This window comes from Lacrimispora indolis DSM 755, from assembly GCF_000526995.1.
GTDB classification, from domain to species: Bacteria; Bacillota; Clostridia; order Lachnospirales; family Lachnospiraceae; genus Lacrimispora; species Lacrimispora indolis.
Genome location: NZ_AZUI01000001.1, coordinates 2,769,011 through 2,787,363 on the forward strand (window position 1 = coordinate 2,769,011; position 18,353 = coordinate 2,787,363).

The 18,353-nt window shown below is 45.6% G+C and carries 16 protein-coding genes; 14 read left to right on the forward strand and 2 right to left on the reverse strand.

The genetic code is table 11. The features are described 5' to 3' along the window. Positions 1-25 precede the first annotated feature (25 nt). The 5 genes from K401_RS0113255 to K401_RS33200 all read left to right on the forward strand — a co-directional run bounded on the left by K401_RS0113255 (position 26) and on the right by K401_RS33200 (position 4,026). Positions 26-283, forward strand: a complete 258-nt coding sequence (locus K401_RS0113255; protein ID WP_024293407.1) for a hypothetical protein — start codon at positions 26-28, stop codon at positions 281-283. Positions 284-660: 377 nt separating this feature from the next. Continuing rightward, the gene (locus K401_RS0113260; protein WP_024293408.1) at positions 661-1,095 is read left to right on the forward strand and encodes a MarR family winged helix-turn-helix transcriptional regulator; all 435 of its coding nucleotides are present in this window, start codon (positions 661-663) and stop codon (positions 1,093-1,095) included. Beyond that, the gene (locus tag K401_RS0113265) at positions 1,070-1,927 is read left to right on the forward strand and encodes a pirin family protein (RefSeq protein WP_334291567.1); all 858 of its coding nucleotides are present in this window, start codon (positions 1,070-1,072) and stop codon (positions 1,925-1,927) included. Before K401_RS0113260 ends, K401_RS0113265 begins: the two co-directional genes overlap by 26 nt. Positions 1,928-1,959: 32 nt before the next feature. Next, on the forward strand, positions 1,960-2,532 hold the full coding sequence (locus K401_RS0113270) for a nitroreductase family protein (protein WP_024293410.1): 573 nt from the start codon (positions 1,960-1,962) through the stop codon (positions 2,530-2,532). Positions 2,533-3,876: 1,344 nt separating this feature from the next. Further along, positions 3,877-4,026 carry a hypothetical protein gene (locus K401_RS33200; RefSeq protein ID WP_166435271.1) on the forward strand — a complete coding sequence of 50 codons (150 nt, stop codon included), beginning with the start codon at positions 3,877-3,879 and terminating at the stop codon, positions 4,024-4,026. A 46-nt stretch (positions 4,027-4,072) separates the two neighbouring features. On the opposite strand, the gene K401_RS0113285 is transcribed toward K401_RS33200, so the two are convergent. Continuing rightward, a complete protein-coding gene (locus tag K401_RS0113285) occupies positions 4,073-4,480 on the reverse strand; it encodes a hypothetical protein (RefSeq protein WP_024293412.1) in 408 nt (135 codons plus the stop codon). Positions 4,481-4,717: 237 nt separating this feature from the next. Next, the gene (locus tag K401_RS0113290) at positions 4,718-6,058 is read right to left on the reverse strand and encodes a PspC-like choline-binding domain-containing protein (RefSeq protein WP_024293413.1); all 1,341 of its coding nucleotides are present in this window, start codon (positions 6,056-6,058) and stop codon (positions 4,718-4,720) included. Positions 6,059-6,955: 897 nt separating this feature from the next. Between K401_RS0113290 and K401_RS0113300 the strand changes: the two genes are divergently transcribed. The 9 genes from K401_RS0113300 to K401_RS0113335 all read left to right on the forward strand — a co-directional run bounded on the left by K401_RS0113300 (position 6,956) and on the right by K401_RS0113335 (position 18,225). Next, complete coding sequence (locus K401_RS0113300; protein WP_024293415.1) at positions 6,956-8,890, forward strand: thiamine pyrophosphate-binding protein; 1,935 nt, start codon at positions 6,956-6,958, stop codon at positions 8,888-8,890. A gap of 59 nt (positions 8,891-8,949) precedes the next feature. Then, complete coding sequence (locus K401_RS34060; RefSeq protein WP_084493106.1) at positions 8,950-9,153, forward strand: DUF6783 domain-containing protein; 204 nt, start codon at positions 8,950-8,952, stop codon at positions 9,151-9,153. A 24-nt stretch (positions 9,154-9,177) separates the two neighbouring features. Next, positions 9,178-10,116, forward strand: coding sequence for an NAD-dependent epimerase/dehydratase family protein (locus K401_RS0113305; RefSeq protein ID WP_024293416.1), 939 nt, complete (start codon positions 9,178-9,180; stop codon positions 10,114-10,116). A gap of 129 nt (positions 10,117-10,245) precedes the next feature. Further along, entirely contained in the window at positions 10,246-11,439 is a 1,194-nt protein-coding gene (locus tag K401_RS0113310) for a class I SAM-dependent methyltransferase (protein WP_024293417.1), read from the forward strand. A 9-nt stretch (positions 11,440-11,448) separates the two neighbouring features. Next, complete coding sequence (locus K401_RS0113315) at positions 11,449-12,516, forward strand: zinc-binding dehydrogenase (protein ID WP_024293418.1); 1,068 nt, start codon at positions 11,449-11,451, stop codon at positions 12,514-12,516. A gap of 4 nt (positions 12,517-12,520) precedes the next feature. After that, entirely contained in the window at positions 12,521-13,528 is a 1,008-nt protein-coding gene (locus K401_RS0113320; protein ID WP_024293419.1) for a glycosyltransferase family 2 protein, read from the forward strand. After that, a complete protein-coding gene (locus tag K401_RS0113325) occupies positions 13,525-15,717 on the forward strand; it encodes a glycosyltransferase family 2 protein (RefSeq protein WP_024293420.1) in 2,193 nt (730 codons plus the stop codon). The genes K401_RS0113320 and K401_RS0113325 overlap by 4 nt, the downstream gene beginning before the upstream one ends. Before the next feature lies 1 nt (position 15,718). Next, positions 15,719-16,708 (forward strand): glycosyltransferase family 2 protein, encoded by a 990-nt coding sequence (locus tag K401_RS0113330; protein ID WP_024293421.1) that lies wholly within the window; start codon positions 15,719-15,721, stop codon positions 16,706-16,708. A 98-nt stretch (positions 16,709-16,806) separates the two neighbouring features. Continuing rightward, on the forward strand, positions 16,807-18,225 hold the full coding sequence (locus tag K401_RS0113335) for an undecaprenyl-phosphate glucose phosphotransferase (protein ID WP_024293422.1): 1,419 nt from the start codon (positions 16,807-16,809) through the stop codon (positions 18,223-18,225). The last annotated feature ends 128 nt before the right edge of the window (positions 18,226-18,353 follow it).

Consider the following 18,353-nt stretch of genomic DNA (forward strand, 5'->3'; position numbering starts at 1 on the left):
TTTGAGTGAGGGGGAGTTGTTCCATATGGCACGTGTTTTTTATCCAAGACAGTCAATTCTTGTGGATGCGTCAAAGCCGCACCCGATAGGAACACAGTATAAGGTTTCATTAGGAGACGAAGAGTGGGATGGGGTGTTCCATTCTGTAATAAAGGTTCAGATGGTTTATGGAGGAAAGGTTGCAGGAAGGAAAAGCCCATCGTACCCAATTGATTCAGAAGATACAGTTCGGGTTAACGAGGCAATCCAGATTTTGACGGAAAAAGGTATGAAGAAGATATGAAAACTATGGTCAAAAGCAGGATACTAAAGTCTGGTAGCCGATAATTGGGGGATAAATGGTACATTGCCTCATATTACGTTAACGCATACAGTTTTAAGCAGAGGCCTCCTAAACCGGTGTTACTACGCCGAAACTGTGTATTCTGTTTATATGCGCCCAATTGAAGATCAGATGCCTTAGTCAGACGCAATGCGGCTATTTTGCAGCTTGAATAACAACGAAGTCTGACTTTTTCAAAAGCAGAAAAATGTCGGTAGTCAATACACAGATTTACATAGCATTTCTATCAAAAACCTCAAATAAATAAAAAAACCCTCTTGCATTTTACCTCTACACAGAGTAATATATAACTACATAGAGATAATATAGGAGGAGCAATGGCAAAAACAGAATTAAAAATCCTAATTGGCCTCCATCGGGCCATAAACTATATTGACCGCCAGTCAACCAAAATTTTTTCAGAGTACCAACTTACCCTGGGCCAATTTGCTGTATTGGAAGCTTTGTATCACAAAGGTGATATGACCGTTGGCCAGGTCCAGGAAAAAATACTAAGCTCCGGCGGTACTATGCCATTAATTATAAATAATCTTGAAAAAAGAGGTTATCTTATAAGAAAAACAGATACCAAGGATAAGAGACGGTGCATTCTGCATATTACTGCGCAGGGACAGGAGCTGATTGGCCAGGTTTACCCAAGAAACGAAGCCAGAATCATTGAGTTAATGTCCTATTGGACTGATGAAGAAAAGGAACAGCTGGCTAACTTATTAAAAAAGTTTGGAGATGAGATCAGTGGAGAGAAAGGTTAAAAGACAGATCAGAGGTTTCAGAACTCAGGATGGTGCAGGAGTGAAGCTAGTCAGGGTATTAGGACATGAAACAACGGAGGAATACGACCCCATATTGATGTTGGATTCCTTTGACAGCATAAATCCTGACGACTACACAGCCGGATTTCCAATGCACCCTCATAGAGGCATTGAAACCATCAGTTATGTATACCGCGGGCAGATGGTCCACAGGGACAGTCTGGGAAATGAAGATTCCATTTCAGACGGAGAAGTTCAGTGGATGACGGCAGGTTCCGGAATCCTGCATGAAGAGAAGCTGCCGTCATCGGAACGAATGCTTGGAGTGCAGTTATGGCTGAACTTGCCTTCAAAGGATAAAATGACTTCCCCAGCCTATCACAGCATCAAAAATGAAGAGATTGAAGAGATTGACCTTGAGAATGGGAAATTGAGACTTCTTGCCGGGCAATACAAAGACAAAAAAGGATACATGAGTAAATATCTTCCTCTGGACTATTACGATATCCATCTCGATCCCAACGCTTCTGTTTTTATAGATACGGAGCCAGACCGATCGGTTATGATTTTTACTCTGTCAGGAGAGGTTTTTATCGGAGGTGAACGGGTGAAAGAGAAGACAGCAGCAAAGCTTACTTCCGGCAACAGAGTGGAGATAAAAAGCACCGAAGAAAATGCCCAGATATTGTTTGTAAGTTCCAAGCCTTTGGGAGAGGCTATAGCCTGGGGAGGACCCATTGTGATGAACACAAAAGCTGAATTGCAAAAGGCTTTTGCAGATTTAGAACAAGGAACCTTTTTACAAAAAGAAATGTCATATGATAATAAATAAAAGTGTTTTTAATAAAACCAGGAGGTATCAAAATGAGTATTATTCAATCTTTAGAAAAGCGAAGAAGCTATTATAATATAAATAAGGAACTCCCCGTTGAGATTAGTCAAGTTATCCGGCAGACTGAGAAGTTAACAGAACTGGTACCTGATGCATTTAATATGAAAAGCTCCCGGATTGTGGTGGTTTTGGAAGAGAAACAGGAGTTATTATGGGACTCTATCTACGATGTTTTTGGCGGGCAGGTTCCAAGAGAAAAAATCGACAGCTTTAAAGCCGGAGCAGGAACGATCCTTTATTTCTACGATCAAGAGGTGGTAAAAGGGCTACAGGAGCAATTTCCACTATATGCGGACAACTTTCCGGTATGGGCGGTGCAATCCAGTGCAATGCTCCAGATCAGCATTTGGAGTGGGCTGAGGGAATTAGGGATCGGTGCCTCCTTACAGCATTATAACCCGGTTATTGACCAAAAGGTGCATGAATTGTTTGATTTGCCAGAGAGCTATTTACTGATTGCTCAAATGCCTTTCGGTGGTATTGGAGAAGAACCGGATCCTAAAGAGAAGGAAGATATTTCCAGGCGAGTCCGGATCGAAAGATAAATTAATCAAACTCTATCTATGATTTGAAAAAAGCAAGCGTAAGGTCCGACCTTACGCTTGTTCTTTTTATATCATAAGAAAGTGCATCCTATGATATAAAAGCCCTCCGGGGGGATACCCTCGGGTTCGATCCTCACCCTGGGGCTTACCCGGGATGAAATCTGCGCACCCTGCGTTAAGGAAATACGGTTGCAAAAGCAGCCGCGCTCCGGCGCGGAAGCCTGTAAAGAAGACGCTTTATTCTTTACTAATAATGATCCCTGCCGCCGTATTTACCATACTGATACCCATAACAATGAATATCTTGCATACTGATTCGGCAATCCCTAAGTCCAAGGGACAGAAAGCGGCTGAGAGATCAAGAAATAAAAATATCCAGAGAATAAAAATATTCCGCCAAAAGGCCTAGAAGGAAGTTGCAGTGGGGGAAAGACGGATAACCCTTTTTCGATTGTACTTCTGTTTGAATAGATGACTTTATCTGCGGCATGGCGGTAAATATGGCAATCAATATCAAAAACAAAGGAAGAATATGATTAGAATAGATATACTTCTTACATACGCAGGATATGTAAAATATTTATCACATGGCAATGAGTTATGTGGAATTAACTATATGACGCCACCGGGAATCCTTGATCTGCTAACAAGACTCTAATCAAAATTTTTAATAATTAATTGATGAATTATATTTTTAATGTAATTTATTATTAAACTTAGTATTCGTTAAAATATCACACAAATAATAAACCATTTCAAATCATTAGATTTGATTAATACATACAAATGATACTCACGGATCCGTTGACAGCATAAAATTGCAATATCCACTGCAACGATCTAGCAAAAGTTTATAATATATAATAGATAATATTTACTCAATAAGCCTGGTAATATGAACATAGAGATTACAATGCAGAGATCACAACATAGCAATATAAGCATAAAATTTAATCATTTATCAAGCAAATAATTCCCATAAGGATTTCCGCTAATAATCACAATATCTTACTTAATATAGCCCCAATCATCAACCTTTCCCACAAATCTTCCTCTCCTAAGCAATAAAAAATGTGATATATTATTCCCACTTCTTCTCAAAAATTTTCCAAAAACGCTAATTTTCCTCTCAATTTTATCGACAATATACAATCGCACATATTGTACCCTATTCCAATAAAATAAATAGATGTAGTATTTTAGTCTCTTTTTAGAAAAAAATATGGCCAAATTATTAACGAATGACAAAATAATGTCGAATATTGCGATTTGTTTTGCTTTTCAAACAGTTAGAAACGGCTTATAGTGATTACAAGAAAAGCAGAAAAAAGGAGGGTTTTCTATATGACAGACGCTGAGAGGCTAAGGATTATAGAGATGGAGAATGAGAGGCTTATGGAAGAGAATGAAAAACTCCATAAAGTGATTAAAAGGTTAAATCAGACGCTAAACAGACTGATCGGTCGTTACATAAGCGCTGATGGAGTGGCCTGACCAGGAATGGCCGGGAAGTGCGGGGGCACTCCCGGCAGTATCCCTGTCAGGGGTCAATTCCGGTTTTGGAACTTTCGTTGCTGCCGGGATCAAGTCCTTTGGTCTTGCGCATCAGCTCCCAGATTGTCTGGTGCATCCATTCAATAGTTTTATTCAGCTTTTCATTTTCTATTTCTAATTCGGTAATGCGATCCCCCATGCGGGCGATAATCTCCCTGTTGTTATTGACCTTGTGTGGCGCCAGTAGGCGCCGGACATAGGGAGAAGATGCTGCAATAATGTGGGCGGAGAGCAATTCGTCCCTTGCTTCACAGGAGAGATCCATAAAATCCTGATAACTGATGGATAATGTTACCATATCCTCCCTGCACTTGGGGCAAACTGCGTTCCGCTGAAGCTGATAGTATCCATAGTAACCGCATTTAGGATAATAGTACACGGACAGTTCTCTCATCGGTCTCCTCCTTTTTTTAGATTAAAGACAACCCACCTCTATAATATATAACGTAAAATAATTCAAAATATAACGCAAAAAGGTACAAAATATATAAAAAAAATGTAAGTTTATAGAAGCTATACAAAAAATATCGAATAATTGGTGCAGAATGCATAAAAGAAGTCCTCACGCATGAACGTGAGGACCTCTTTTTGTTTGAACGGATGAATCTTTTGTACTTTATTTGTTGTAATTTTACTGGATAATGCCGTTTACATCGACAATCCATACTTTGTCATTGGAATCCTTATAATCTTTATATCCTGCTCCAAGCTCTGGATTTGTAGCTGACTTGGAAGAGGAGGTTGCTTTCTGGAGGGAACCGCTGGCATTTACAAGGTACTGCTTGCCTTCAAAGGAAATAGGAGCAACCTTTAAATCGGCATCAGCTTCTTTTCTTAAGCCATATTCATACAGGACGTTGTCACGGACACCGTGAACTCCCTGGCCTTTGTTTGTTCCTTCTGTCTGGAAGAACCATACCTGATCTTCATCCAGATCCTCGTTGTAAATTGTCTGCTTTCCGGTAGCCATTGCGCCGTCTGTTCCAAAGTAGAAGTTGGCAATTCCGCCGTTTTCTAAGTTAACGACTTCCAGTCCGGTCTGCATTTCTCCCTTAGTATTGAATGCATATTTTTTGGAATCAATGGTAAATAATTCAAGACCTGTTGTTGCGGAATAAGGAGCGCCATTCTTGAAATAGAAGGTATAGATCTCGCCTTCTTCGCTGAGTCCTTCAATACCTTCGATTTGCTTCCAACCCTCAACCCGTGCTCCGCTTTCCAGATCATAGTACTGGTATCCGGCTGCGGTCTGGATATCAACGGTTGCTTCGGAAGCAGTTGCGGTATCCGGAAGCTTGTACCAACCGGTCTGCATGATTCCGTCTACAAAGGTATAGTAGTTACCATCAATCTTTTTGTCGACCTGATTGTCTATCATACGGCCGGTCTTATCAAAATAGTACCAGGAATGGGTTTCGTCAAGATCATCAGAATCATTCTCAAGCTCGATCCAGCCTGTTTTCATGACACCGTCACCTACTTCACCCAAATAATAAGTACTTCCTTCAATATCGACTTTTCCGGTCATCATCTCACCCTGGTCATTGAAGTAGTACTGATTATCGTTGATTTTCTGCCACTTGGAAATAATTTCCTTACCGTTTCTCCCATAGTAATGCCATAAAAATTCAGGGGCATCAGCAGAGTCCCAGAATTCTTCGTTTTCCATGGAAATCCATTTGTCAGAAACTCTTTTTCCACTTTCGTCTACATAATATTCATCGATCTGTGCATTAGTGGCGACTTCGCCATCCTCGTTTAAGTAGAACCAGTCTTCGCCGCGCTTTTTCCAGGCATCGGTTACGTAACTATCATTATCGTCATAAAATTTCCAGCTTCCGTTTTCCTCAACCCAGCCGATTACTTTTGCGTAAGCGGTTGCTGCTGTACTGATTAAGCCCAGCTCTGGAGCTGCTACGGTTAATACACCGGCAGCGGATAATACAGCCATCAATTTTAAATGCTTTTTCATAAATATGTTCTCTCCTTTTTTGCAATAAGTTTTATCGTGGCCGAAAATCCATAGTTGCATTACTCTGCGATTATAACGTACCTTGAAGGTACTTTAATAGTGTGGTTTGCTGGCAGATATGGAAGGAGATAGCATAACAAGAAAAAACAAGAGAAAACCCAGGGGTTCCCCCATAAACCCGGCAGAAATCTTCCGTAACAAGGAATTTCTGACGAAAAATGGAAGCTTTTCGAATTTATAAAGTAAGAAAACTTTAATAGGAAAATAAGGGGGGGTGTGGTATAATCTTCACAAAAGCAATGAGCAGTGCGAATCAGAACTCAAAAAAATTTACGTCGTGCTTGCACGTAAGAAAATTTTTTCGAGTTCTGATTCATAAGGCGAATGCCTGTGAGCCTGCGAAGCCGAAGGATTTGCAGGCTGCACTGCGGACCAGAAGTTGCAGGATATGTAGCAGCACTACGGACCAGAAGCCGAAGGATCCGCAGGCAGCAGTGCGGACCAGAAGCCGCAGGATCCGCAGGCAGCAGTGTGGACCAGAAACCGCAGGATCCGTAGCAGCATCGCGAACCAGAAGCCGCAGGATCCGTAGCAGCAGTGTGGACCAGAAGCCGAAGGATCCGCAGGCAGCACTACGGACCAGAAGCCGCAGGATCCGCAGGCAGCAGTGTGGACCAGAAGCCGCAGGACCCGTAGCAGCAGTACGAACCAGAAACCGCAAGATGCGTATCTGCCCAGCGGACCAGAAGCCGTATGATACGTATCTGCCCAGCGGACCAGAAGCCGCAGGATTCGCAAGCTGCCCAGCGGACAATAAAAAAACATTCCTCAAAATACCATACAGGCATATCTCCATGTCAGTAAATATGGAAAGAAAGAGGAAAGGAGAGACGATCCATGAGAATGAAAGTATCCAACTATATCTCCCAGAAGCTGGTGGATTCCGGGATTACACAGGTGTTTACCGTTACAGGCGGAGGAGCCATGCATTTAAACGATGCTTTGGGGCATCAGGAAGGCCTGCACTGTTTATATAACCATCACGAGCAGGCCTGCGCCATTGCAGCAGAGGCTTATGCCAGAATAGAGGGGCACATTGCAGCTGTCTGCGTGACCACAGGTCCTGGCGGGACCAACGCTATTACAGGAGTTCTGGGAGGCTTTCTGGATTCCATTCCTATGTTGATTTTATCCGGTCAGGTGCGTTATGACACCACTGCCAGGTGGTCAGGAGTTGGGATCAGAGCCATGGGAGACCAGGAGTTTGACATAATAAAGGCCGTTGACTGTATGACAAAATACAGCGAGATGGTGATTGATCCCATGAGGATCCGCTACACTCTGGAAAAAGCCATTTACCTGGCCTATTCCGGCCGCCCAGGCCCCTCCTGGCTGGACATTCCGTTAAATGTCCAGGGAGCCTATATTGAGACGGACGATCTGGTTGGATTTTCAGCAGAAGACTATGAGCAGGGCGGAGACGGCTGGGCCGGTAAAAGCGAAGCAAAGATAAAAGAGGATGAGGCCGGATGCGGAGAAAAGCGCCAGGTCCTTCCGAAAAAGGTATCCGCAGATACTGCCAGAGCCATTTTAGAAAAAATAAAATCCTCCACCCGTCCGGTAATCAATGCAGGAAACGGGATCAATATCGGACAGGCCCATGAAGTGTTCCTGAGGGTAGTGGACAAGCTGGGAATACCCGTGGTCACCGGCTGGAACAGCCAGGACTGCATTGAGGAAGACCATCCTCTTTACACAGGACGGGGCGGCGGAATGGGAGACCGTGCAGGAAATTTTGCTATTCAAAACAGCGACCTGGTCCTTTCCCTCGGAAGCCGCTTAAGTATCCGCCAGGTAGGGTACAATTATACCACATGGGCCAGAGAGGCCTATGTGATCGTCAATGACATTGACCCTGAGGAGTTAAAAAAGCCCTCCGTTCACGCGGATATGCCGGTCCACGCTCATGTAAAGGACCTTCTGACAGCCTTGGAGGAGCTTCTGGATTCAGAATACAAGGCAACCCCTGACCAGCCCCTGTTTTCCGGCGGAAAGGGCCTTGATTCCATGACCTGGAATGAAACCTGCAGGAGATGGAAGGAAACCTATCCGGTCGTGCTCCCAAAGCATTACACCGGCGGAGAGGATGAAGGAGCAAATGTTTACGCTCTGATCAATGAGCTGAGCAAGCGCATTCCTGAAAACAGGATCACCGTGGTGGGAAACGGTTCTGCCTGTGTTGTGGGAGGACATGCCTACTTGATTAAGAAGGGACAGCGATTCCTGTCCAATTCAGCGGTGGCTTCCATGGGCTATGATCTGCCTGCGGCCATTGGAGCCTGCGTGGCAGCGCCGGGAGAGGATATCATCCTGGTAACAGGTGACGGCAGCATCCAGATGAACTTACAGGAACTTCAGACCATTATACATCATCGCATGCCGGTGAAGACTTTCCTGATCAATAACGGAGGTTACCATTCCATTCGCCAGACCCAGAAGAATTTCTTCGGAGAGCCTTTGGTGGGAATCGGAGTGGACAGCCATGATTTAAGCTTTCCGGATATGGAAAAGCTTTCTGCCGCTTATGGATACCCTTATGTGTGCGCCCATCATAACAGCCAGCTGGAAAATGCCATTGAGACGGCACTGGCGACAGAAGGGCCTGTCATCTGTGAGGTTTTCGTAAGCATGGATCAGAATTTTGAACCCAAGTCTTCTGCAAAGCGCCTTCCTGACGGAACTCTTATTTCGCCGCCTTTAGAGGATCTGTCTCCCTTCCTTTCCGATGAGGAGATGGACCGGAATATGATTATTTCCCGGATCAGGGAGTGATACACCCTGCAGCATGCCGCGGAGCATGTGAACGTTTGCAGCATTGGCTGGACGCAGGAATGGAGGCATTCCTGCGCCTGGGTCCTAGGGCGTGTTTGAAAAATCATTGCCCCAATCTGCACGCCCCACTTTGCGGTATATTTACCCCAGATTCAGTTGGCGCAGCCTACTGCGTCGCCTTCATCTGGAGCAAATCTCCCACAAAGCGGAACGTAAAGCTTGGAACAAGCACTTTTCAAACATGCCCTATCCTGCAGAAATAAAAAACAGCAAGGGGAGGAAAAACGTTGAACGTTGTTGTAACAGGGGCCACCAGTTTTCTTGGAAGAGCATTGGTTGACCGGCTTTTAAAAGAGAAAAACCAGGTATATGCGGTTGTCCGGCCCGGTTCAAAGAATATGGGAAGCCTTGGGGCAAAACGCCAGGGCCTTATACGGATTGAGAGGAATTTGGAGGAGCTTCATGAGCTTGATCAGGTGATCCTTAAGCCATGCCAGGCATTTTATCATTTTGGCTGGGATGGCTCAGGAAGTGAGAACCGGATGAAGCCGGAAGTGCAGCAAAAGAACGTGGAGGATTCCTTAAAGGCTTTGGAAGGAGCCAGACGCCTTGGCTGCAAACGCTTTCTATTCAGCGGTTCCCAGGCGGAATACGGAATTCATAAAGAGGCCATGACAGAGGAAACAGAGTGCAGACCAGTATCCGAATACGGCAGGGCCAAGCTGGAGTTTTTTAAAAGAGCGGCGGAGCAGACGGAGAACTGGAGGAAAAACGGCGTTTCAGATATGGAATACATTCATTCCAGGATATTCAGCGTATACGGGCCGGGGGATCACCCATGGTCCCTGGTGGAAAGCTGTCTTAAGGCATTTGGCAGAGGAGAGTATATTTCCCTGGGGGAGTGTACGCAAATATGGAATTTTTTATATCTTGATGATTGCATCCGGGCGCTGATACTTTTAATGGAACAGGAGAAAGAATCAGTTTCCGGAATTTATAATGTGGCTGGGCCGGAAGGGGAAAACCGTCCTTTAAGGGAATATATCCGGATCATGTATGAGGTTTTGGGCTTTCACGGTAGCTACAGCTACGGCAGAAGGGCACCTAATGCAGAGGGACCGGCAAATCTTATCCCTGACATTAAAAAGCTGGAAAGGACCACAGGGTGGCAGCCTCTTGTGAGTTTCCGGGAGGGGATCCGGCGGACGTATAAGACTGAAGGCTGAAAAAAGCCTGTTTCAACCTTCTGTTTATGAACAGTATCCCTTATTTCATCTGGGATCAACCGGATATACAGACATATGCCCCTGAACCCCTGGGATGTAAAAATATTGACATGGAGGAATTTTTGTGGTATGAGAGATAAGATTTGTATTGTGTGCGGCAATCCTCTTGAGGGGAAACCTTTGATGACCCTTGGGGGTATGCCCGCTTCGGCTCAGGATATCCCCGGGCAGGAAGAAATGAAGGAAGAGCATGGGATTTCCCTTTCTCTTCATCAGTGCGAAACCTGCGGTCTGGTTCAGTTTGACTGTGAGCCTGTGGCATACTACAAGGATGTGATCCGGTCCGGCGGATTTACCACCACAATGGTGAATTTAAGAAGAAGCCAGTACCGGCATTTTATTGAAGCATACCATCTGGAAGGGAAGAAGCTGATCGAGGTCGGATGCGGCCAGGGGGAATTCCTTTCTGTGTTATCAGAGTTTCCTGTAAAGGCTTATGGGATCGAAAACAGGGAAAGCCTGGTCCGGCTTGCCAGGGAAAGGGGCCTTGCGGTCTGGAAACAGTTTGCAGAAAAGGGAGAAGTCCTTGCACCCGATGACGGCAGCGCAAGCGGCCCCTATGACGGGTTTTTGTCCTTTAATTTTCTGGAACACCAGCCGGATCCGGTGGGAATGCTCCGATGCATTGCGGACAACTTATCAGAGGAGGGCGTGGGCCTAATTACGGTACCAAGCCTGGAATATATTCTGGAACATGACGGGTATTACGAATTGATCCGGGACCATTTAGCCTATTATACCTTTGATACCCTTAGGTTTACGGTGGAAACGGCCGGTTTTCAAGTGTTAGAGGAAGAAATGGTGAACCGGGATACCCTTTCTGTTATTGTGAGAAAAAGAAAGAAGGCGGACGGTCAGCCGGTATCTGACAGCCAGCGGTCAGCCGTGGACGTATCAGGCCTGAAAGAAAGTCTGGATACCATTGGCAGGGAGATGGGAGAACTGACAGAAGATCTGAATGACCGTGGGAAAAAACTGGCCATATGGGGAGCCAGCCATCAGGGGTTTACACTGGCTTCTACAACGGCTGTGGGCCGGTTTGCCGGATACATCATTGATTCCGCTCCCTTTAAGCAGGGAAAGTACGCCCCTGCCTCCCACCTTCCCATCGTAGCCCCGGATCATTATCATACGGACCCGGCAGATGCCATTTTGATCGTGGCCCCAGGCTATACGGATGAGATCGCGGGAATCATACAGGAAAAATTTGGCCGGAATGTGGAGATTCTGGCGTTAAAATCCAATCATTTGGAAAGGATATAAGAAAAACCTATGAAAGCTTTTGTTTTGATCGAACCTGGCAAGGTCGGCTGGCATGATGCACCGGAACCGGCCGTAACTCCTTATGGGGCTATTCTCCGCCCAATGGCGGTAACCCCCTGTTCCTCCGATGTCCATACGGTATATGGCGGAGGGTCCCGGAAGGCTCCCAACCTGATCCTGGGACATGAATGTGTGGCAGAGGTCTTAGAAACCGGGGAACTGGTCTGCGATTTTGCGGCAGGAGATGTGGTAGTGGTTCCTGCAATCACCCCGGACTGGAGAGCCTTAGGTGTTCAGGAGGGGAATTTTAAACACGCGTCTGCTCCATTTTCCGGCCATCAGCTGGGAAGAACGGCACCGGGAGTTTTTGCAGAGAAATTCCTGATTCCGGATGCTGATACCACTTTGGCGAAAATCCCTGAGGGGATCACCCTGGAGCAGGCCCTTATGTGCGTGGATGTGGTTACTACCGGTTTTACCGGAGCGGAATCTGCGGATATAAAAATCGGAGATACGGTAGTGGTCCTGGGAATCGGCCCTATTGGGCTGATGGCGGTGGAAGGAGCGCGCCACCTGGGGGCTGCGAGGATTCTTGCAGTTGGCAGCAGGCCCATTTGTGTAAAGCTTGCCAGGGAATTCGGGGCCACAGAGGTCTTAAGCTATAAGGATGGAAATGTGACGGATCAGGTCATGGAACGGACAGCCGGTTTAGGGGCTGACAGTGTCATTATCTGCGGAGGCGGGGATGAAGTCTTTGCCCAGGCGGTAGATATGGCCAGGTATGGGATCGGAACCATTTCCAATGTGAATTATTATGGCGGTACCGGAAACCTGCCCTTTCCCAAGTTTTCCGGAGGGCGGGGCATGGCAGGAAAGACCATACACACAGAGCTTGCAAAGGGCGGCAGAGTGAGAATGGAACGCCTCTTAAAAATGGTCCAGTACGGAAGGATCAATCCGGAAAAGCTGGTGACTCACCGTCTTTACGGCCTGGATCAGGTGGAGACCGCCTTACAGCTTATGAAAGAAAAGCCGGAAGATTTAATTAAAGTGATGGTTCGGATAGATTGGAAGTGAACATATGAAAACAATTAGCATCGTCATCCCCTGTTATAATGAAGAAGAGAACGTGAATTCCATGTACCAGGCGATTGACCGTATATTTAAAAGTGATTTGCCAAATTACAGCTATGAGCTGATTTTTATTGATAATGATTCAAAGGACCGCACCAGGGAGATCATCCGAAGTATGTGTTCTCAGGATAAGAAGGTAAAAGGGATTTTTAACGCCAAGAATTTCGGACAGTTCAATTCCCCTTATTACGGCATGCTCCAGTCAATGGGTGACTGTACCATTCTCATGGCTGCGGATTTCCAGGACCCGGTGGAAATGATCCCAAGGTATGTAAAGGAATGGGAAAAGGGTTATAAAATCGTCATTGGGATCAAGAAATCCAGCAAAGAGAATAAGCTTATGTATGCCTTGAGAACCTGCTATTATAAAACGATTAAAAAACTTTCCGATGTGGAGCAGATCGAGCATTTTACCGGTTTTGGTTTATATGATGAACAATTTATTAAGGTTCTTAAGGAGCTGGACGATCCGACACCCTTCCTTCGGGGGATTGTGGCGGAGCTTGGTTTTAAGCGCAGGGAAATCCCCTATGAACAGCCCAAAAGACGGGCAGGGAAGACGAGCAACAATTTTTACCGTCTCTATGATGCTGCCATGTTAAGCGTTACTTCTTATACTAAGGTAGGGCTGCGCCTTGCCACTATATTCGGAAGTATCTGTTCTTTTGCCAGCATGATGGTAGCCCTTATTTATCTGGTGATGAAGCTGGTGTACTGGGACCGTTTCCCGGCCGGCATGGCGCCCCTCCTGATTGGCATGTGTTTTCTTGGCTCCGTACAGATCTTTTTTATAGGCCTTGTGGGAGAATACGTTTTATCCATCAATGCCCGTGTCATGAAGCGGCCTCTGGTCATTGAGGAAGAGAGAATCAATTTTTCCCAAAAAGCGGAAAACAGTTCAGAAGAAGGGATGCTTTTAATGGCGGCATCCATTGAGGATGGGGATCAGAAATGAAATATAAGATAGATGTAGCAAGAATCCGTGAAAATTCAATCGTATTAAACGGCTGGGTCATTGGAAAGAGCCTTCAGTCTGAAGCAGAGTTTGAGGTTTTGGACGGACAGGAAAAGCCTGTGAAATTTAAGTATGTTCCAGTACGCAGAGATGATGTGTGCCAGATATACTTTAAGAAAACGCTGGACAGGGATTTAGGGTTTGATATCCGGATCCCCTATATCCGGGAAAAGAATGAGGACAGGACCCTGGTGATCCGGTGTGACGGGAAAACTGCCAGAGTGAAGTTAAACGCCGAAATCATTGAAAGACAGAACAGCTCCGCCCATAAAAAAAGTGCAAAGCTGAAAAGTATGATGAATGTACAGACCTTTCGGTCTGCTGTGGACTTCTGGAAGGAAAACGGCTTTAAGGCTTTTGTACTAAAATCCAGACATAAGCTTCAGGGAATTGACAGCGATTATGATTATCCGGAATGGTATGCCCTTACGAAAACCACGGATGAGGAACTGGAAGCCCAGAGAAAGTCATTTTTTGATTATATGCCCAAAATGTCTGTGGTAATACCCGCTTATAAGACTCCGGAGCGCTATCTGGCAGCCATGCTGGACTCCCTGCTGGCCCAGACCTATGGGAACTGGGAGGTGTGCATTGCAGACGGAAGCCCAAAGGGGGAGGGCGTGGAACGGGTATTGAAGCGCTATGCCATAAAGGATGAACGGATTCGGTATGTGATCCTGGGAGAGAATAAGGGGATCGCAGGAAATACCAATGCGGCCATCGAAATGGCCAAAGGAGATTTTATCGTTCTGGCTGACCATGACGACACCTTAGCACCTGACGCTTTGTTTGAATGTGTAAGGGCGATCAATTCTGATCCGGAAATCGATGTGGTTTATACAGACGAGGACAAGCTTGACATTGACGGAGGAGAATTATTTGAACCCCATTTTAAGCCGGATTTTAACCTTGATCTTTTAACAAGCGTCAATTATATCTGCCATTTATTTGTGGTAAACCATGAGCTGCTCATGGAGGTAGGAGGCTTTCGGGAGGAATATGACGGCGCCCAGGATTATGATTTCATCTTCCGCTGCACGGAAAAGGCCAGAAGGATTTACCATATCCCCAAGGCCCTGTATCACTGGCGCTGCCACCAGAATTCCACCTCTAGCAATCCGGAGAGCAAATTATATGCCTTTGAGGCAGGAGCAAGGGCCATTAAGGCCCATTATGACCGGGTGGGCACCCCGGCTCTGTCTGTGGAAAAGGGCATTGATTACGGAATTTATCATACCAGGTTTAAAATTACTGGAGAGCCATTGGTATCCATCATTATCCCCAACAAGGATCACAGCGCTGACCTGGAATTATGTGTGCGCTCCATCATAGAGAAGTCCACCTATCAGAACCTGGAATTCATTGTTGTGGAGAACAACAGCATTGATCCGGAAACCTTTGCTTATTATGACAGGATCCAAAAGGAATTTGATTTTATCCATGTGGTTAAGTGGGAGAGGGAGTTTAATTACTCTGCCATCAATAACTTTGGTGTTACCCATGCAAAGGGTGAATATCTTTTGTTTTTAAATAATGATACGGAAATGATCAATCCGGAAAGCATCCATGAGATGTTAGGCTTCTGCCAGAGGGAGGATGTGGGCATTGCTGGTGCCAGGCTTCTTTATTCCGATGACACCATTCAGCATGCCGGTGTGGTGGTGGGCTTCGGCGGCATTGCCGGGCACACCTTTATCGGACTTCACAAGGCGGAAAGCAGCTATTTTAACCAGGCTATGTGCGCCCGTGATTACAGCGCCGTAACGGCTGCCTGTATGATGAGCAAAAGGTCTCTGTTTGAGAAAGCAGGAGGTTTTTCCGAGGACCTTGCTGTTGCCTTTAACGATATTGATTACTGCATGAAGATTCGCGCCTTAAGGAAACTGGTGGTTTATGCCCCTTATGCCTTGTTTTATCATTATGAGTCAAAATCAAGAGGGCTTGAGGACACGCCGGAGAAGGTAGAACGTTTTAACCAGGAGATCAAAAAGTTTTCTCAGAAATGGCCGGATATCCTAAAGGATGGGGATCCTTATTACAACCCTAACTTAACCCTGCGCAAATCCAATTTTGCCCTGCGGGACCTGCGGAAGGAAAAAATTGGGGAACCCTATAAGCTTGAGGTGTGAGATGGAGAAAAAAGTAACGGTTGTTATTCCTAATTATAATGGATTAAAATTTATGGAACCCTGTTTTAAGGCCCTGGAAGCTCAGAGTGATAAGAACTTTGAGCTTCTTGTGGTGGATAACGGTTCCACAGACGGAAGCGTGGAATGGCTGAAGGAGAAAAACATCTCCTCCATTTTCCTGGAGGAAAATACGGGTTTTTCCGGGGCTGTGAACGTGGGAATCCGCCATACCAAAACACCTTATGTCATTTTGTTAAACAATGATACGGAGCCGGAGCCTGATTATGTGAAGGAGCTGGTACATGCCATGGACCGGTCACCGAACATATTTTCCGTCAGCAGCAAGATGATTCAGCTTTACCATAAAGAGCTTATGGATGATGCCGGAGATATGTACAGCATATTGGGCTGGGTCTATCAAAGGGGCGTGGGACAGAGCAGCAAGGGCTATCAAAAGGTCCGCAGCGTGTTTTCGGCCTGCGCAGGAGCCGCCATTTACAGGCGGAAAGCGTTTGAGGAAATAGGCGGATTTGACGAAGCTCATTTCGCTTATCTGGAAGATACTGATGTGGGATACCGGGCAAAGATCCATGGATATATAAACCTCTATTGTCCAACAGCTGTGGTCTATCATGTGGGCAGCGGAACCAGCGGATCCAAGTATAATTCCTTTAAGGTCCGTCTGGCTGCCAGGAACATTATTTATTTAAATTATAAGAATATGCCGGTTTTGCAGCTTTTGGTGAATCTGCTTCCTATCTTAGCGGGAATCTGTGTGAAATACATGTTTTTCCGGAAGATCGGTTTTGCCTCCGACTATGTGGAGGGGCTGAAAGAGGGCTTAAGGACGGCAAAAAACACTAAGAAGGTGCGGTTTCGGATGGAGCACCTTGGAAATTACTTTCGGATCGAAGGCGAGCTGATTTTTGGCACCTTCCTCTATATATGGGAATTTTTACGAAGAAAGTTAAAAATTTTCAGGTCTTTTTAAGAATATTTTAATGGCATCATATTGACATATCATGTATAATATACGGGAATTATGGTGGAGAAGTATGGTGCGATGCACGAATGGAAGGTTTTGCTGCTATGATTAAGGATAATCAGAAAAAATTAAACGGGTTTCACGTAGTGCTGGATGGACTGGTCATTGTTACGTCTTATGTATTGGCATGGCTGCTTCTTTTGCTGGGAAACCGGTTGTTCAGCCCTTATAAGCAGGTTTTGGGACCGCAGTACTATTTTGCGGCGCTTCTTATCATATTGCCCACCTATTTACTGCTTTACGGCATCTTCCATTTGTATGCGCCGAAAAGAGTCCAGGAGAGGCGGTATGAGTTTGCCAATATCTGCAAGGCCAATCTTTTGGGAGTTCTGCTTTTTTCCCTGGCCTTATTTCTGGCAAAGAAGAATCCCTATTTCCGTGAGTTTTCCACCAGGATGGTATTTTATTTCTGCGCCGTCAACATTGTTCTGGAAACCGTTGTGCGGAATCTGCTCCGTTCCATGCTCCGCTCCATGCGTTCCAAGGGCTACAATCAGAAGCACATCCTTCTGATCGGTTACAGCCGTGCGGCAGAAGGTTTTATAGACAGGGTCCGGGTGAATCCTGAATGGGGCTATCAGGTCAAGGGGATCCTTGATGACACAAAGGAATGGGGATCAGGATACAGGGGGATCAATGTCATTGGCAAGGTTCATGACTTAGATGAGATCCTTGCATTAAATTCTCTTGATGAAATCGCCATTACCTTAAGTATCAGCGAATATGCGAATTTGGAAGAAATCGTAGCTTCCTGTGAAAAATCAGGCGTCCATACCAAGTTTATACCGGATTATAATAACATGATTCCAACAAGGCCCTTTATTGAGGACTTACAGGGCCTGCCGGTAGTCAACATCCGCCGGGTGCCTCTTACGGATACTGTGAATGCCCTGGTAAAACGGATGGTGGACATTTTTGGAGCCTCGGTTGCTCTGATTTTATTTTCCCCTGTCATGCTGGTCACAGCGGTTCTCATTAAGCTCACTGCTCCGGGGCCGCTTATTTACAAGCAGGAGAGGGTTGGCCTTCACAACAGGTCGTTTCATATGTATAAATTCCGTTCCATGGTGGTGCAGGCGCCATCCGAAGAAAAAATAAAATGGACGACTCCTCACGATTCCCGTGTGACACCAGTGGGACGTTTTATCCGGAAGACGAGCATTGATGAAATGCCCCAGTTTTTCAATGTCCTTCGGGGAGATATGAGTCTGGTGGGGCCAAGGCCGGAACGGCCTCTCTTTGTTGAAAAATTTAAAGAGGAGATCCCCCGTTATATGATCAAGCACCAGGTGCGTCCCGGAATCACCGGCTGGGCCCAGGTGAACGGATACCGGGGCGATACTTCCATTACAAAAAGGATCGAGCACGATTTGTATTACATCGAAAACTGGACCCTGGGATTTGATTTTAAGATCTTATTCCTTACCATATTCAAAGGGTTTATCAATAAAAATGCGTACTGATATTGGATACGACATAGTTAGGATGAGGTTAAATAAATGAGAAATGAATTTGACGATGAAGTAAGCCGCGAGGATATTAGAAAAGGAAAGCGCGGTTTCGATTCAAAACCAGATCCGTCTGACGAAGA

Coding starts and splice junctions, on each gene's coding strand:
- K401_RS0113330 (WP_024293421.1), top strand. CDS start 15,719: ATGGAGAAAAAAGTAACGGTTGTTATTCCTAATTATAATGGATTAAAA.
- K401_RS0113320 (WP_024293419.1), top strand. CDS start 12,521: ATGAAAACAATTAGCATCGTCATCCCCTGTTATAATGAAGAAGAGAAC.
- K401_RS0113285 (WP_024293412.1), bottom strand. CDS start 4,480: ATGAGAGAACTGTCCGTGTACTATTATCCTAAATGCGGTTACTATGGA.
- K401_RS0113335 (WP_024293422.1), top strand. CDS start 16,807: ATGATTAAGGATAATCAGAAAAAATTAAACGGGTTTCACGTAGTGCTG.
- K401_RS0113315 (WP_024293418.1), top strand. CDS start 11,449: ATGAAAGCTTTTGTTTTGATCGAACCTGGCAAGGTCGGCTGGCATGAT.
- K401_RS0113325 (WP_024293420.1), top strand. CDS start 13,525: ATGAAATATAAGATAGATGTAGCAAGAATCCGTGAAAATTCAATCGTA.
- K401_RS0113265 (WP_334291567.1), top strand. CDS start 1,070: ATGAGATCAGTGGAGAGAAAGGTTAAAAGACAGATCAGAGGTTTCAGA.
- K401_RS0113290 (WP_024293413.1), bottom strand. CDS start 6,058: ATGAAAAAGCATTTAAAATTGATGGCTGTATTATCCGCTGCCGGTGTA.
- K401_RS0113300 (WP_024293415.1), top strand. CDS start 6,956: ATGAGAATGAAAGTATCCAACTATATCTCCCAGAAGCTGGTGGATTCC.
- K401_RS0113310 (WP_024293417.1), top strand. CDS start 10,246: ATGAGAGATAAGATTTGTATTGTGTGCGGCAATCCTCTTGAGGGGAAA.
- K401_RS34060 (WP_084493106.1), top strand. CDS start 8,950: ATGGAGGCATTCCTGCGCCTGGGTCCTAGGGCGTGTTTGAAAAATCAT.
- K401_RS0113260 (WP_024293408.1), top strand. CDS start 661: ATGGCAAAAACAGAATTAAAAATCCTAATTGGCCTCCATCGGGCCATA.
- K401_RS0113270 (WP_024293410.1), top strand. CDS start 1,960: ATGAGTATTATTCAATCTTTAGAAAAGCGAAGAAGCTATTATAATATA.
- K401_RS0113255 (WP_024293407.1), top strand. CDS start 26: ATGGCACGTGTTTTTTATCCAAGACAGTCAATTCTTGTGGATGCGTCA.
- K401_RS33200 (WP_166435271.1), top strand. CDS start 3,877: ATGACAGACGCTGAGAGGCTAAGGATTATAGAGATGGAGAATGAGAGG.